General features: G+C 67.3%; 13 protein-coding genes. 11 read left to right on the plus strand and 2 right to left on the minus strand.

Annotation, left to right across the window (positions count from 1 at the left end; translation table 11 throughout):
* Positions 1-28 precede the first annotated feature (28 nt).
* The 5 genes from mptB to K6L26_RS17860 all read left to right on the plus strand — a co-directional run bounded on the left by mptB (position 29) and on the right by K6L26_RS17860 (position 5,329).
* Positions 29-1,705 carry a polyprenol phosphomannose-dependent alpha 1,6 mannosyltransferase MptB gene (gene mptB / locus K6L26_RS17840; protein ID WP_221850997.1) on the plus strand — a complete coding sequence of 559 codons (1,677 nt, stop codon included), beginning with the start codon at positions 29-31 and terminating at the stop codon, positions 1,703-1,705.
* Positions 1,702-2,634: an ABC transporter ATP-binding protein gene (locus K6L26_RS17845; protein ID WP_036387631.1), complete on the plus strand. Its 933-nt coding sequence runs from the start codon at positions 1,702-1,704 to the stop codon at positions 2,632-2,634. The genes mptB and K6L26_RS17845 overlap by 4 nt, the downstream gene beginning before the upstream one ends.
* Complete coding sequence (locus K6L26_RS17850; protein WP_019344700.1) at positions 2,631-3,413, plus strand: ABC transporter permease; 783 nt, start codon at positions 2,631-2,633, stop codon at positions 3,411-3,413. The genes K6L26_RS17845 and K6L26_RS17850 overlap by 4 nt, the downstream gene beginning before the upstream one ends.
* Before the next feature lie 52 nt (positions 3,414-3,465).
* Positions 3,466-4,437 (plus strand): COX15/CtaA family protein, encoded by a 972-nt coding sequence (locus K6L26_RS17855; RefSeq protein WP_221850999.1) that lies wholly within the window; start codon positions 3,466-3,468, stop codon positions 4,435-4,437.
* 88 nt (positions 4,438-4,525) lie between these two features.
* Positions 4,526-5,329 (plus strand): DeoR/GlpR family DNA-binding transcription regulator, encoded by an 804-nt coding sequence (locus K6L26_RS17860; RefSeq protein ID WP_162563914.1) that lies wholly within the window; start codon positions 4,526-4,528, stop codon positions 5,327-5,329.
* Here the strand turns inward: K6L26_RS17860 and K6L26_RS17865 are convergent.
* Entirely contained in the window at positions 5,312-6,049 is a 738-nt protein-coding gene (locus tag K6L26_RS17865) for an inositol monophosphatase family protein (RefSeq protein ID WP_221851000.1), read from the minus strand. The two genes, K6L26_RS17860 and K6L26_RS17865, sit on opposite strands and share 18 nt — an antisense overlap.
* Complete coding sequence (locus K6L26_RS17870) at positions 6,046-6,861, minus strand: BtpA/SgcQ family protein (RefSeq protein WP_036444390.1); 816 nt, start codon at positions 6,859-6,861, stop codon at positions 6,046-6,048. The genes K6L26_RS17865 and K6L26_RS17870 overlap by 4 nt, the downstream gene beginning before the upstream one ends.
* 190 nt (positions 6,862-7,051) lie before the next feature.
* Between K6L26_RS17870 and K6L26_RS17875 the strand changes: the two genes are divergently transcribed.
* The 6 genes from K6L26_RS17875 to K6L26_RS17900 all read left to right on the plus strand — a co-directional run bounded on the left by K6L26_RS17875 (position 7,052) and on the right by K6L26_RS17900 (position 13,542).
* Entirely contained in the window at positions 7,052-8,539 is a 1,488-nt protein-coding gene (locus K6L26_RS17875) for an FGGY-family carbohydrate kinase (protein ID WP_221851002.1), read from the plus strand.
* On the plus strand, positions 8,536-9,336 hold the full coding sequence (locus K6L26_RS17880; protein ID WP_221851003.1) for an SDR family NAD(P)-dependent oxidoreductase: 801 nt from the start codon (positions 8,536-8,538) through the stop codon (positions 9,334-9,336). The genes K6L26_RS17875 and K6L26_RS17880 overlap by 4 nt, the downstream gene beginning before the upstream one ends.
* 63 nt (positions 9,337-9,399) lie before the next feature.
* Positions 9,400-10,737, plus strand: a complete 1,338-nt coding sequence (locus K6L26_RS17885; protein WP_221851005.1) for an ABC transporter substrate-binding protein — start codon at positions 9,400-9,402, stop codon at positions 10,735-10,737.
* 40 nt (positions 10,738-10,777) lie between these two features.
* Positions 10,778-11,647, plus strand: a complete 870-nt coding sequence (locus K6L26_RS17890) for a carbohydrate ABC transporter permease (protein ID WP_221851007.1) — start codon at positions 10,778-10,780, stop codon at positions 11,645-11,647.
* A complete protein-coding gene (locus K6L26_RS17895) occupies positions 11,644-12,459 on the plus strand; it encodes a carbohydrate ABC transporter permease (protein ID WP_036444397.1) in 816 nt (271 codons plus the stop codon). The genes K6L26_RS17890 and K6L26_RS17895 overlap by 4 nt, the downstream gene beginning before the upstream one ends.
* An 18-nt stretch (positions 12,460-12,477) precedes the next feature.
* On the plus strand, positions 12,478-13,542 hold the full coding sequence (locus K6L26_RS17900) for an ABC transporter ATP-binding protein (RefSeq protein ID WP_221851008.1): 1,065 nt from the start codon (positions 12,478-12,480) through the stop codon (positions 13,540-13,542).
* Positions 13,543-13,561: the final 19 nt, after the last annotated feature.

Below are 13,561 nucleotides of genomic sequence, written 5' to 3' on the forward strand. Positions count from 1 at the left end.
CGCTTCCGTCGCCGGTTAGGCTGCCCTGATGGCAAGCCGCCTGTCGACCTTCAGCTCATCGATCGCCCGGTGGCACGGCGACGAACGAACCGTCGGATCCCCGCTCAACCCCGCCGAGGTCGTCGCGCTGCGCCGGACCCGGCTGTTCGGTGCCACCGGAACCGTACTGATGGCCATCGGCGCCCTCGGTGCCGGCGCCCGGCCCGTCGTGCAGGACCCGACCTTTGGGGTTCGGCTGCTCAACCTGCCCTCCCGCATCCAGACCGTGTCGCTGACGATGACCACGACCGGCGCGGTGATGATGGCGCTGGCCTGGCTCATGCTCGGGCGGTTCGCCCTCGGGCCGCGCCGGATGTCGCGCAGCCAACTGGACCGCACGCTGTTGTTGTGGGCCGTTCCGCTGCTGGTGGCGCCGCCGATGTACAGCAAGGACGTCTACTCCTACCTGGCCCAGAGCGAGATCGGGTACATCGGGCTCAACCCCTACCAGGTGGGTCCGGCCACCGGCCTCGGCCTGGATCACGTGTTCACCTTGTCGGTGCCCAGCCTGTGGCGCGAGACCCCGGCACCGTACGGGCCGCTGTTCCTGTGGATCGGCGAGAGTATCTCCGCACTGACCGGCGAGAACATTGTCGCGGCCGTGCTGTGCCACCGCATCGTGGTGCTTCTCGGTGTCGGCCTCATCGTCTGGGCCACCCCGCGACTGGCGCGGCGCTGCGGAGTCGCCGAGGTCAGCGCGCTGTGGCTGGGCGCCTGCAACCCGCTGCTGTTCATGCACCTGGTGGCCGGAATCCACAACGAAGCACTGATGCTGGGCTTGATGCTGGCCGGTACGGAGTTCGCGCTGCGCGGCATCGACGCCGCGGCTCCGCTGGTCCCGCGGCCGCTGACCTGGCCGCGCTCACGCGAAGACTGGCAACACTGGTACCCCGCGGGAATGCTGCTGTTCGGCACCGTGCTCATCACGCTGTCCTCGCAGGTCAAGCTGCCGTCGCTGCTCGCGCTCGGCTTTGTCGCGATGGCGCTGGCCTGGCGCTTGGGCGGCTCCATCAAAGCGTTCTTCGTGGCGAGCGTCCCCCTCGGCGTGGTGTCGCTGGTGGTGATGGCCGTGATCGGCTGGGCCAGTGGCCTGGGATTCGGCTGGCTGGGCACGCTCGGCACCGCCAACGTGGTCCGCAGCTGGATGTCACCCCCGACACTGCTGGCCCTGGGTACTGGTCAGGTCGGCATCCTGCTGGGGCTCGGTGACCACACCACCGCGGTGCTGGCACTGACCCGCGCCATCGGCGTCTTTCTGATCGCAATCCTGGTCAGCTGGCTGCTGCTGGCCGTGATGCGCGGCCGACTGCACCCCGTCGGCGGCCTCGGCGTGGCACTCGGCGGCACGATTCTGCTGTTCCCCGTGGTGCAGCCGTGGTACCTGCTGTGGGCGGTGATCCCGTTGGCCGCGTGGGCCACCCGGCCGGGATTCCGCGGATCCACGATCGCGATCACCCTGGTCGTCGGCATCTTCGGCCCCACCGCCAACGGAGACCGGTTCACGTTGTTCCAGATCGTGATGGCAACCCTGGCCAGCACCGTGATCGTGCTCATCTTGATCGGGTTGACGTGGCGCCGATTGCCGTGGCGCGTGTCACCTCAGAAGGAGATAACCGCACCGGCGGCACCTACTCAGACCCCCGGCGCCTACGCTGAATCCCCGTGACCTCGCGTTCTGATTATCCGGTGCTGCTCCGCGGCGTCAGCAAGCGATACGGGGCGACGACGGCGGTGTCGAACCTCGATCTGGAGGTGCAGCGCGCCGAGGTGCTGGCCCTGCTCGGCCCCAACGGCGCGGGCAAGACCACCACGGTCGAAATGTGCGAGGGGTTCATCCGCCCCGACGGCGGGCAGGTCGAGATCCTCGGCCTCGATCCCGTCGCCGACAACGCCCAGCTGCGGGAGCGGATCGGCGTGATGCTGCAGGGTGGCGGCGGTTACCCCGCCGCCAAGGCCGGCGAGATGCTCAATCTGGTGGCGTCCTACGCCGCCGATCCCCTGGACCCGGCCTGGCTGATGGATACCCTCGGCCTGACCGAATCCGCCCGCACCACCTACCGCCGGCTGTCGGGCGGCCAGCAGCAGCGCCTGGCCCTGGCTTGCGCCGTGGTAGGGCGACCCGAACTGGTCTTTCTCGACGAACCCACCGCGGGAATGGACGCACACGCCCGAATTGTGGTGTGGGAGTTGATCGATGCGCTGCGGCGAGACGGCGTGACCGTGGTGCTGACCACTCATCACCTCGCCGAGGCCGAAGAACTCGCCGATCGGATCGTGATCATCGACCACGGAGTGGCCGTCGCTACCGGTACCCCGGCGGAGCTGACCCACAGCGGCGCCGAGAATCAGTTGCGGTTCAGCGCCCCGCGCAAACTGGACCTGACCCTGCTGTCGGCCGCGCTGCCCGAGGGCTACAAGGCCACCGAGACCGCGCCCGGCGAGTACCTCGTGGAAGGACACATCGATCCACAGGTGCTGGCCACCGTGACCGCCTGGTGCGCACGGCTCGATGTGCTGGCCACCGGCATGCGAGTTGAACAGCGCAGCCTCGAAGACGTATTCCTCGACCTGACAGGACGGGAGCTGCGGTCATGACGAGCATCCAGAATCGATTCGCGCCGGGAACCTTTGCCCCGGACCCCCGCCCGGCGAAGGTGCCGGCCATGCTGGCCGCCCAATTCGGGCTGGAATTGAAGCTGCTGCTGCGCAACGGCGAACAGCTCCTGCTGACGATGTTCATCCCGATCACGTTGCTCGTCGGGATGACGCTGCTGCCGCTGGGCTCGTTCGGCGACAACCGGGCGGCAACTTTCACCCCGGCCATCATGGCCCTGGCCCTGATCTCCACGGCATTCACCGGGCAGGCCATCGCGGTGGCCTTCGACCGGCGCTACGGGGCACTGAAACGCCTCGGCGCCACCGCGCTTCCGGTGTGGGGAATCATCGCCGGCAAGTCCCTGGCGGTGGTGACCGTCGTCTTCCTGCAGGCGATTCTGTTGGGCGCCATAGGTTTTGCGTTGGGATGGCGCCCGTCGCCGGTCGGGCTGGCGCTGGGTGCGGTGATCATCGCATTGGGTACCGCCACCTTCGCCGCGTTGGGCCTGTTGCTCGGCGGCACGCTCAAAGCCGAGATCGTGCTGGCGCTGGCGAACCTGCTTTGGTTCGTGTTCGCCGGCCTCGGCGCACTGACCCTCGAAGGCGGTCCGGTGCCGTCGGCCCTGCGCTGGGCGGCCCGGCTGACACCGTCGGGCGCCCTCACCGAGGCGCTCACCCAGGCGATGACGGTGTCGATGGACTGGTTCGGCGTGGCTGTACTCATGGTGTGGGGTGCTGTCGCGGCGGTCTGCGCGCTGCGCTGGTTCCGGTTCACCTGAGCGACGACAGCCCTACTACGGGCTGTAGTTATCGATCAACTACGATCAGGCCGTGCCCGTCGGAACAGCTTTCCAGCGACTGGTCGATCTGCTGCCCATGCCGAGCCTGCGGGTCCAGCGCCTGGTCGCGTTCCTCGTGATCCTCACCCAGGGCGGCATCTCGGTAACCGGGGCGATCGTCCGAGTCACCGCCTCCGGCCTGGGCTGCCCCACCTGGCCGCAGTGTTTCCCGGGCAGCTTCACACCCGTCCCGCACGCCGAGGTCGCCGTCGTGCACCAGGTGGTCGAGTTCGGCAACCGGATGATCACCTTCCTCGTCGTCCTCACCGCCATCGCCGCCGTGCTGGCCGTGACGCGGGCCCGCCGTCGGCGGGAGGTGTTGATCTACGCCTGGCTGATGCCGGCGTCCACCGTGGTCCAGGCCATCATCGGCGGCATCACGGTACGCACGGGTCTGCTGTGGTGGACCGTGGCCGTGCACCTGCTGGCATCCATGGCAATGGTGTGGCTGGCAGTTCTGCTGTTCGTCAAGATCGGCCAACCCGACAATGGCGCGCCGACGGAAACCGTGCCGAAACCGTTGCGGCAGCTGACTGTGCTGAGCGCTGTCGCCCTGGCCGCCGTGCTGGTGACGGGCACCCTGGTGACCGGTGCCGGACCGCACGCCGGCGACAAGAGCCTCGATCGTGTGGTGCCACGTCTGCAGGTCGAGATCACCACGCTGGTCCACATGCATTCCTCGCTACTGGTGGCGTATCTGTCCCTGATCATCGCGCTGGGATTCGCCCTCGTCGCAGTGCGCGCGGCACGCCCGGTGATGGTCCGGCTGGCTGTTCTCGTGGTGCTGGTGTGCGCTCAGGGCCTCGTCGGCATCGTGCAGTTCTACACCGGCGTTCCTGCCGCCCTGGTCGCCGTGCACGTCGCCGGTGCGGCCACCTGCACCGCGGCCACCGCGGCGTTGTGGGCATCGATGCGGGAACGAGTCCCGGCCGGCGGCGATCAGACCGCCGACGTCACCGCCTGACTGTTAGCCCGTTACAAACACCTCGATCACTCGCACCACAACCTGTGATTGCTGTGATTAATTCACAACAATGCCCTACCCTGTTGGAATGGCCCCAGGCTTGAACGCCCACGCGCGGCGAGCAGCGATCGCCGCGCGGATCAACGCCGACCGCGAGGTCGACTTCACCACGCTGGCCGACGAGTTCGACGTCTCAGCCATGACCATTCGCCGCGATATCGAGCGGTTGGAGGATCAGGGCATCGCCCGCCGGGTCCTCGGCGGTGCGATCGCGTTCGGCGGTAAATCGACCGAGCCATCGTTCGCCGCCCGGGCCGCCGATGCCGCCGACGAGAAACTACACATCGCCCGGGCAGTGGCCGACCTGCTCACCCCGAGCGAAACCGTGATCCTGGACAGCGGCAGCACGGTGCTGGCCGTTGCCCGCGCCATCAAGGGGCGCAACCTCGGGCTCACGGTGATCACCCCCAGCGTGCTGGTAGCGGTCGAACTCGCCGACGAACCCGACACCACGATCCTGCTGACCGGCGGCAAGGTCCGTCCCGGTGAGCTGAGCCTGATCGGCGCCGAGGCCGAGGATTTCTATCTGCGCTACAACTGCGACACCTACGTCATGGGGATCGCCGGAGTCGACGGCAAGCGCGGGGCCTCGGAGTATCACCGCGAAGAGGGCAACGTGAAGCAGGCAGCCATGCGGGCCGCAGACCGGGTGATCGTGGCGGCCGACGCCACCAAGCTGGGCCGGGTGCAGCTGATCAATGTCGCACCCGTATCGGCCATCTCGATCCTGGTGACCGACGGCCTGCCGGCCCACCCCGCGGTGGAGGCCTTGCGTTCGGCCGGCGTCTCGGTGGTGTGCGTCAACGCCGAACGGTCAACCCCAGGTCGCTGACATCGCCGTGTGGCGGCCCTGGGGCCGGGACACCTGGGCGCCGGCCTCTTCGGCGATCAGCGCACCGGCCGCCCAGTCGTGCACTGCGAGATCATCCTCGACGAAGGCATCCAGGCTGCCCTGGGCCACCAGGCACAGATCAACCGCGGCCGCGCCCAACCGGCGCATATCGGTGTAATCGGTCACCACATCGGGGAGTTCGCGCAGCTGTCTACGCCGGCGCTCAGGATCGTAGGACAGCCCGGTGCCCACCAACCGGACCGAGGTTTCCATGAGCTCAAGTGGCAGCCGTACCCCAACCCCTGCCGAGTCCAGCTGAGCACCAAGGCCTTTCGCCGCACTCCAGGTGGTGCCAAGTGCCGGCGCGCAGACCGCCCCGGCCAGCCAGCTCCCGTCGAGCGTCGAGCGAGCCGCCACCGAGGTGCCGAAGAACGGGATGCGCCGGGTGTAATTCGTGGTGCCGTCGAGCGGATCGACAACCCACTGCACCGGCCCGGCACCGGCGTGCTCGGGCAGCTCTTCGCCGAGCACGCCGTCATCGGGCCTGGCGCCCAACAGCACCGCGCGCACCGTCTCTTCGGCGGCCCGGTCCACGGCGGTCACCACATCGCCCGCCGCGCTCTTGGTGGCCACCTCGACGGATTGCCCCCACTGCTGCAGGCACACCGCGGCCCCGTGCTGGGCGGCCCGTACCGCCAGCAGACGCAGCTGTTCGCTCATAGGGTTTTGCGGAACTCCTTGACGGCGCCCATCAATTCGGCGACCCGGGAGGCTACTGCGCGGTTCTCGAACACCCCGTCCTCCTTGAAGTAGGTACCGACGATGGCGCCGTCGGCGATCGCCAGCTGATCGGCCGCGTTGTGGGCGCGAACCCCGGTGTTGACGAACACCGGCACGGCGCCCGCGTTGTTCTTGACCACCTGCAGAGCCTGGGCATCGGTGGCAGCGCCCGCGGTCAGGCCGGACACGCAGATGCCATCGGGCTTGGTGGCGAACACCGTAGTGGCGGTGACCGAGGCGAGATCGCGCTCGGCCAGGTAGACGGCCGATTCCGGGACGATGTTGAACAGCAGCTTGACCCCGTCGCCGCCGATCCGGTGCCGGTGCCGGGCGACCTCGCCGACGTTCGTGTTCCACAGCCCGAAGTCGCTGGCGTACACCCCGGTGAAGATCTCGCGGACCCACCGCGCCCCGGTCGCCACGGCCAGGTCAATGGAGGCACGGCCATCCCACAGCACGTTCACGCCGTAGGGCACCGTGAAGTCGGGCAGCAGTTCCCCGATGATCCGGGCCATCGTGATCGCGGTGATCGGCTCGGTCTTGGTCAGGTAAGGCAGGCTGAACTCGTTGGAGATCATCACCCCGTCGACGCCACCCTCTTGCAGTTCGGCCAGTTCACCGCGGGCCCGGTCCACGACCGCACGGATGCCTGCGGCCGAGTCGAACCCCGGATCACCCGGCAGTGCCGCCAGATGCAGCATCGCGATCACGGGCTTTCGCACGGCAAATACGTCGTCGAGCCAACTGTTCATGGGGCATCTCTCCGCTTCGTCGTTCGGCGTGTCTCGTAACAACATCTGTTACTAAATCACAGCGATAGTACAGATTCTCGTGAGTTTTCGTGACTGTTCCACATCTCTTGTGAGAATCTAACATTGTCATTAGTGTGGTCCCACCACCGCGAGGCCGCGCCACGCACCAGGGACCGACAGAAGGGACGGCATGCCGGAGTTCACGATCGGCATCGACATCGGCACCACGGGCACCAAGACGGTGCTCGTCGATGTCGGCCGAGCACGCATCGTCGCCCAAGCCACCGGTGAGGCGCGGTTGTACTCCGATGCACCCGGGCAGGCCGAGGCCGACCCGGCACAATGGCTGGACAACGTGCACGCCGGCATCCGCGCGGTGCTGACGGAGTCCGGTGTGGCTCCCGAACAGATCTGTGCGTTGTCGACCACCGGCATGGTCCCGGCAGTCCTACCGGTCGACGGCGCAGGCACCCCGCTACGCCGCGCGGTGCTGCAGAACGATGCCCGGGCTACCGCCGAGATCGCCGAACTCAAGAATATCCTCGACGAGGACGCCGTGCTACGCGCCACCGGCTCGGCGATCACTCAGCAGTCGGTAGGACCGACCGCGCTGTGGCTGCACCGAAAAGAGCCCAAAACCTGGTGTGCCACAACATATCTGGTCGGCTCGTACGACTGGGTGTTGATGGCCCTCGGTGCTTCCCCGCACGTCGAACTGAACTGGGCCATCGAATCGGGCCTTGGCACCGTCGACGGGCAGCGCTTCGAGCCGATGTACGCCGCTGCCGGCCTGGCCGCGGAGCTGGTGCCGACCGTGCTCTCTCCCGGTGCCCAGGCGGGCGAACTCAGCGCCGCCGCTGCAGCCGCCACCGGACTGCCCGTCGGCCTGCCGCTGATCGTCGGCGGCGCCGACCATGTGCTGTCCGCCTACGCCGCCGGGATCAACGCCGAGGGCGATTGGCTGGTCAAACTCGGTGGCGCCGGGGACATCCTGGCCGCCGCCGACCACCCGGTCATCGATGCCCGGCTCTATCTCGACGCCCATCCGGTGCCGGGTCGCTGGCTGCCCAACGGTTGCATGGCCACCAGCGGCAGCCTGATCCGGTGGTTCCAAACCCTGTCCGGCGGCATCGACCTGATCGCACTCGACAACGAGGCCGATTCCCGCCGGCCGGCCGAGATCCTCTGTCTGCCTTATTTTCTCGGCGAGAAGAGTCCCCTGCACGATCCTGATCTGCGCGGTGCGTTCGTCGGACTCGACCTGGCCCATACCCGCGCCGACATGTACCGCTCGGTGCTCGAGGCCATCGCCTATGGCTTCAAGCACCACACCGAGGTCTTCGCCTCGATGGGAGTGCCGCTGCGGCGCGCCCTGGTCACCAACGGGGGCAGCCGATCGGTGCTGTGGAAACAGATCCTGGCCGATGTCCTCGGCACCCCGCTGTCCCCGATCATCGGGCATCCGGGTGCGTCCCTCGGTGCCGCGGTGATCGCCGCCGTGGGCACCGGCCTCCTTCCCAGCTGGGACAGCACCGAGGCGTTCCAGACCGTCGGTGAACCCGTGATTCCCGATCCGAAGCACGTCGACCTCTATGCCGAGTCGTACGCCCAATGGCGCGAACTCGGCGACGTGCTCACCCCCGTTTCCCATCGCATCGCCAGAAAGGCCCGGTCATGACCTCCCCCGACAGCACCACCAACACGGCCGCTACCGCCCAGACCGCCGTCGTCACCGGTGCCGGATCAGGCATCGGCCGGGCAATCGCGACCACCTTGGCCCAGCGCGGCTGGCGGGTGGTGGTCACCGATATCGATGCGGCCGCTGCCGAACAGACCCGCGACGGGTTGGCCGGAACCGGCCACGAGGCGGCCCGGCTCGATGTCACCGACGCGGCAGGCGCCTGCCGGCTCGCCGACGATGTGGCCGACCGCACGGGCCTGCACGCCTGGGTGAGCAACGCCGGCATCTCGGCCATGGCCAGCTTCGTCGATGTCTCCGCCGAGCAGCTCGATCGCAGCCTCGACATCAACCTCAAGGGTGTCTTCCTGTGCGGGCAGGCCGCGGCCCGCGCCATGATCCGCACCAACGTGCGCGGCACGATCGTCAACACCGCGTCGATGGCGGCCAAGCAGGGCCGGGTGCCGTTCCTGTCGGATTACGTCGCCTCCAAGTTCGGCGTCCTCGGACTCACTCAGGCGATGGCCTATGAGCTTGCCGCCCACGGCATCACGGTCAACAGCGTGTGCCCCGGCTTCGTCGCCACCCCGATGCAGTCCCGAGAACTCGAGTGGGAGGCCCACCTCACGGGCTCCACGCCCGACGGCGTGCGCCAGTCCTGGATCGACGCCACCCCTCTGGGTCGGTTGCAGACCCCCGACGACGTCGCCCGCGCGGTGGCGTTCCTGGTCTCCGAGGATGCCCGGTTCATCACCGGAGAAGCACTGTCCGTCAACGGCGGTGCCTACATGGATTGAGCCGACCGCCTCCCCCGTGCCCGCCTCGATCCACCCCACCCGGAAAAGGGAAAGTGAGAACCTATGAAAATTCCGATGTTGAGCCGGCGCGCGGCGCGGCCGGCCTCCGCCAAGACATTTCGGTGGTTGCCCGCGATCATCGCCGCCGCCGGTCTGACCCTGTCCGGCTGCGCAGGCAGCGGCGGCTCGGGTGAGCAGAGCTCATCCGGCATCGGTGACGTGCCGACCGACACCAGCGCCACCGTCCGGGTGCTGATGGAGAACGTCCCCGACACCGACATCGTGAAAAACCTCGTCGGGCAGTTCAATCAGAAGTACCCCGGCATCAAGGTCCAGATCGAGACCATGACCTTCGACCAGATGCGCGACCGACTGGTCTCCTCGTTCCAGGCCTCCCAGCCGGCCTACGACCTGATCGTGGTCGACAACCCGTGGATGGACGATTTCGCCGCTGCCGGGTTCCTGGAGCCGCTCAACGACCGCATCGCCTCGACCACCGGCTATCAGCCCGACGATTTCTTCCCTTCGCTGAAGGCGATCACCGATGTCGAGGGCACCACGTATGGCGTCCCCTTCTACAACTACGCCCTCGGCTACATCTACAACACAGCTGATCTCGCGTCGGCCGGACTGCCCGTTCCCAACGATCTCGACAGCCTGGTCGCCACGTCGAAGAAGCTGAAGACCGCCGACCGCGCCGGCATCGCGATGCAGCCCCAGCGCGGATACAAGATCTTCGAAGAATGGGCCAACTGGTTGTTCGCCGCCGGCGGGTCGATCTACGGTGCCGACGGTAAGCCCACGCTGAACACCGAGCAGGCCGCGCGCGCACTCAACGCCTATATCGACACCTACCGCACCGCGGCCCCGGCCAACAGTCTGGCCTGGGGATTCGACGAAGCCTTCCGCTCGGTCTCCAGCGGCAAAGCGGCCTCGATGGTCGCCTACAACTGGAACCTGCCCGCCCTCAACGATCCGGCGGGGGCGTCCGGACCGCGTGCCGGACAGTTCGCCCTGGCACCGATCCCTGGCGGCAAATCCGCTCTGGGACTGTGGAGTTGGGCCATTCCGGCCAACTCCGGCGCTGCTGACGCCGCCTGGGCGTTCGCGTCGTGGGTGACCTCGCCCGAGGTCGACGCGCAACGGGTCGCCGATGGCGGTGCCGTGATCCGGCAGAGCTCACTGTCCAATCCGAAGGTGCTCGGCGACAAATACGGCGCCGATTACTACAAGACCGTCGGTCAGATCCTGGCCAACGCCTCGCCGCTGACCCAGGGCAAGGGCGGTGAGGAGATGATCCAGGCGGTCGGTACCGAGCTCAACGACGCCGCGGCAGGCAACAAGAGCGTCACCGACGCACTGCGCGACGCGCAGGCTGCTGCGGAGCGGATCCAGCAGTGACCGTGGGGAATCCGGCGGCCACCACGACGGGGGCGTCCAGATGAAGTTCAAATACGGCATGCTCATGCCGCTGCTCGCCCTGTTCGCTGTGGCCGTCGGATTCCCGCTCTGCTACGCGGCCTACCTGTCCCTGACGAACTACAAGCTGACTGACCGCAAGCAACCCGGCTTCGTCGGCATAGCGAATTTCACCAACGCCCTGACAAACTCGGCGTTCTGGGAGGCGTTCGCCACCACCGCGGTCTATGTGGTGATCGCGGTGACCGCGGAGTTGGTGATCGGGTTCGCGCTGGCCCTGGCACTGCACCAGCAGCGTTGGGCCAAGGACCTGTCCCGCGCCATCGTGCTCGCGCCGATGTTCATCACCCCGATCGCGGTCGGGCTGATCTTCCGGTTCCTGCTCAACGATCAGATCGGTGCGGTGCCTGCACTATTGCACGCGGTAGGAGCCGATTACGACTTCTTCGGTGCCGGCCGCGCGTTGTTCACGCTGGCCTTCATCGATGTCTGGCAGTGGACCCCGTTCATGGTGCTGCTCATCCTGGCCGGCCTGGAATCGATGCCCAAACAACCCATGGAGGCCGCCCGGGTCGACGGCGCCGGGCCGGTCTACCGGCTACGCCGGGTACTGATCCCCATGCTCGCCCCGGTACTCACCGTGGCGGTGCTGCTGCGGGGCCTGGACGCGCTCCGGGTCTTCGAATACGTCTATGCCACCACTCGAGGCGGCCCGGGCACCGAGACCCAAACCCTGCAGTACTACATGTATCTCGAAGGCATCCAGTTCTTCCGACTGGCGCAGGCCAGTGCCATGGCCTTCATCGTGCTGGTGGTGGTTCTGGTGGTCATCGTGATGGCATTCCGCACCATGGAGCGCAGCCGGGACTCGGAAAGGAACACCGTCCGATGAGTCGCCCCCGCTGGCTGGAGACGCTGCGCCTCGCCGTCCTGACCGCGGCGTTCCTGTTCGTGCTGTTCCCCATCATCTGGGTGGCGCTGGCCAGTTTCAAGACGCCCGAACAGATGTCGGAGCCGTTCCTGATCGCGTTCTCCCCCACGCTGACCAATTGGCATGCCGTGCTGGAATCAGGTGTCTTCGCCGCCGCAGGCCGCAGCGCGTTGGTCGGCGTCGTCACGGTGTCCATCAGCCTGGTGGTCGGCAGCATGGGTGCCTACGTCATCGCCAAGTACCGGGCCGGCGGATCTCTGACCCGGTTCGGCATGCTGGCCGCCCAGGTGGTTCCGCCTGCGGTCATGGTGTTCCCGTTCCTGACCATGGCGCATGCGCTGCGGTTGACCGACACCCTGGCGCCGGTGATCTTCGCACACCTGTCGTTCGTCCTGCCGCTGGTCACCTGGTTCCTGATCGGTTTCTTCGAGGCGGTGCCCGCATCGCTGGAGGAGCAGGCCCGCGTCGACGGCTTCACCCGCTGGCAGGCGTTCCGGATGGTGGTGCTGCCGCAGGTGTATCCGGGTATCGGGGCCGCAGGCATCTTCGGGTTCACGCTGTCCTGGAATGACCTGTTCTACGGGCTGATCCTGGCGCCCGGCAATGCGGCGATCCTGCCGGTGGCCATCGCGAACTTCAACACCTTCCGCGGTGTGCAGATAGGCACCATGAGTGCCGCCATCATGATCGCGATCGTGCCGGTCGTGGTCGCCAGCTTCTTCATCCAGCGACGCCTGGTCCAGGGGATCAGCGGCGGCGCGGTCAAGTACTAGACAAACGAGGATTCGGACATGGCATCGGTGAGGTTCTCCAAGGTCGGAAAGTCCTACGGGACAATGACTGTGGTCTCCGACCTCGATCTCGAATTGGCCGACGGCACGCTGACCGTGCTGGTCGGTCCGTCCGGGTGCGGCAAGACCACATCACTGCGGATGCTGGCAGGGTTGGAAGAAATCACCTCGGGCAGCATCCACATCGGTGACCGCGACGTGACTGGGCTGGAGCCCAAGGAACGCGATATCGCGATGGTGTTCCAGAACTATGCGCTCTACCCGCACCTGACGGTGCGGGAGAACATCGCATTCCCGTTGCGGGCCAAGCGGATACCGCGGGCCGAGGCGTTGCAGCGGGCCGATGAGATCGCCGAGTCGCTCGGTCTGGGCAAGCTCGTCGACCGCAAACCGAAGGACCTCTCCGGCGGGCAGCAGCAGCGGGTCGCCATCGGCCGAGCCATCATCCGCGAACCGGCGGTGTTCCTGTTCGACGAGCCCTTGAGCAATCTCGATGCCAAGCTGCGGGTGGAGACCCGCACCGAACTGCTGCGACTGCAACGCAAGCTGGGTATCACCTCGCTCTACGTGACCCACGATCAGGAAGAGGCGATGACGCTGTCGGACCGCATCGTGGTGATGCGCGACGGCCGCATCGCCCAAGCCGGCCCGCCTGAGGAGGTCTACCGGCGCCCCGCCGACACCTTCGTCGCGACGTTTGTCGGCAGCCCGAAGATGAATCTGATCGATGGCACGATCAGCAATGGTGAGCTGCGCACACTGTCCGGCGCACGCATCGCGCTCGGTGGTCCGGACTCCGGGACGGTGACTATCGGAGTGCGCCCCGACGATCTCATCCTCGCGCCGGACACCGGCAGCGAGGCCCGGGAGGCCGTCGCCTCGGTGGAACTCGTGGAACTGCTCGGGCCGCGGGCCATCGTCACGGTGCGCGCCGTCGACCTGCAGCTCACCAGCGTGGTGGAGGCCGCATCGCTGACCGACATCACCCCGGGTACTCCGGTGCGGCTCTCGGCGCGCGAAGTACACCGGTTCGACGTGACGACCGGACAGCGACTCGAGGAATGACGTCCGCGCCTGATCGGCC

The organism is Mycobacterium farcinogenes, assembly GCF_019739075.1.
In the GTDB taxonomy this organism is placed as follows: Bacteria; Actinomycetota; Actinomycetes; order Mycobacteriales; family Mycobacteriaceae; genus Mycobacterium; species Mycobacterium senegalense.

What these genes read in the sequence shown, in the direction of transcription:
- K6L26_RS17885 (WP_221851005.1), top strand. Translation starts at nt 9,400, where the DNA reads ATGAAAATTCCGATGTTGAGCCGGCGCGCGGCGCGGCCGGCCTCCGCC.
- K6L26_RS17895 (WP_036444397.1), top strand. Translation starts at nt 11,644, where the DNA reads ATGAGTCGCCCCCGCTGGCTGGAGACGCTGCGCCTCGCCGTCCTGACC.
- K6L26_RS17900 (WP_221851008.1), top strand. Translation starts at nt 12,478, where the DNA reads ATGGCATCGGTGAGGTTCTCCAAGGTCGGAAAGTCCTACGGGACAATG.
- K6L26_RS17875 (WP_221851002.1), top strand. Translation starts at nt 7,052, where the DNA reads ATGCCGGAGTTCACGATCGGCATCGACATCGGCACCACGGGCACCAAG.
- mptB (WP_221850997.1), top strand. Translation starts at nt 29, where the DNA reads ATGGCAAGCCGCCTGTCGACCTTCAGCTCATCGATCGCCCGGTGGCAC.
- K6L26_RS17870 (WP_036444390.1), bottom strand. Translation starts at nt 6,861, where the DNA reads ATGAACAGTTGGCTCGACGACGTATTTGCCGTGCGAAAGCCCGTGATC.
- K6L26_RS17865 (WP_221851000.1), bottom strand. Translation starts at nt 6,049, where the DNA reads ATGAGCGAACAGCTGCGTCTGCTGGCGGTACGGGCCGCCCAGCACGGG.
- K6L26_RS17890 (WP_221851007.1), top strand. Translation starts at nt 10,778, where the DNA reads ATGAAGTTCAAATACGGCATGCTCATGCCGCTGCTCGCCCTGTTCGCT.
- K6L26_RS17860 (WP_162563914.1), top strand. Translation starts at nt 4,526, where the DNA reads ATGGCCCCAGGCTTGAACGCCCACGCGCGGCGAGCAGCGATCGCCGCG.
- K6L26_RS17880 (WP_221851003.1), top strand. Translation starts at nt 8,536, where the DNA reads ATGACCTCCCCCGACAGCACCACCAACACGGCCGCTACCGCCCAGACC.
- K6L26_RS17850 (WP_019344700.1), top strand. Translation starts at nt 2,631, where the DNA reads ATGACGAGCATCCAGAATCGATTCGCGCCGGGAACCTTTGCCCCGGAC.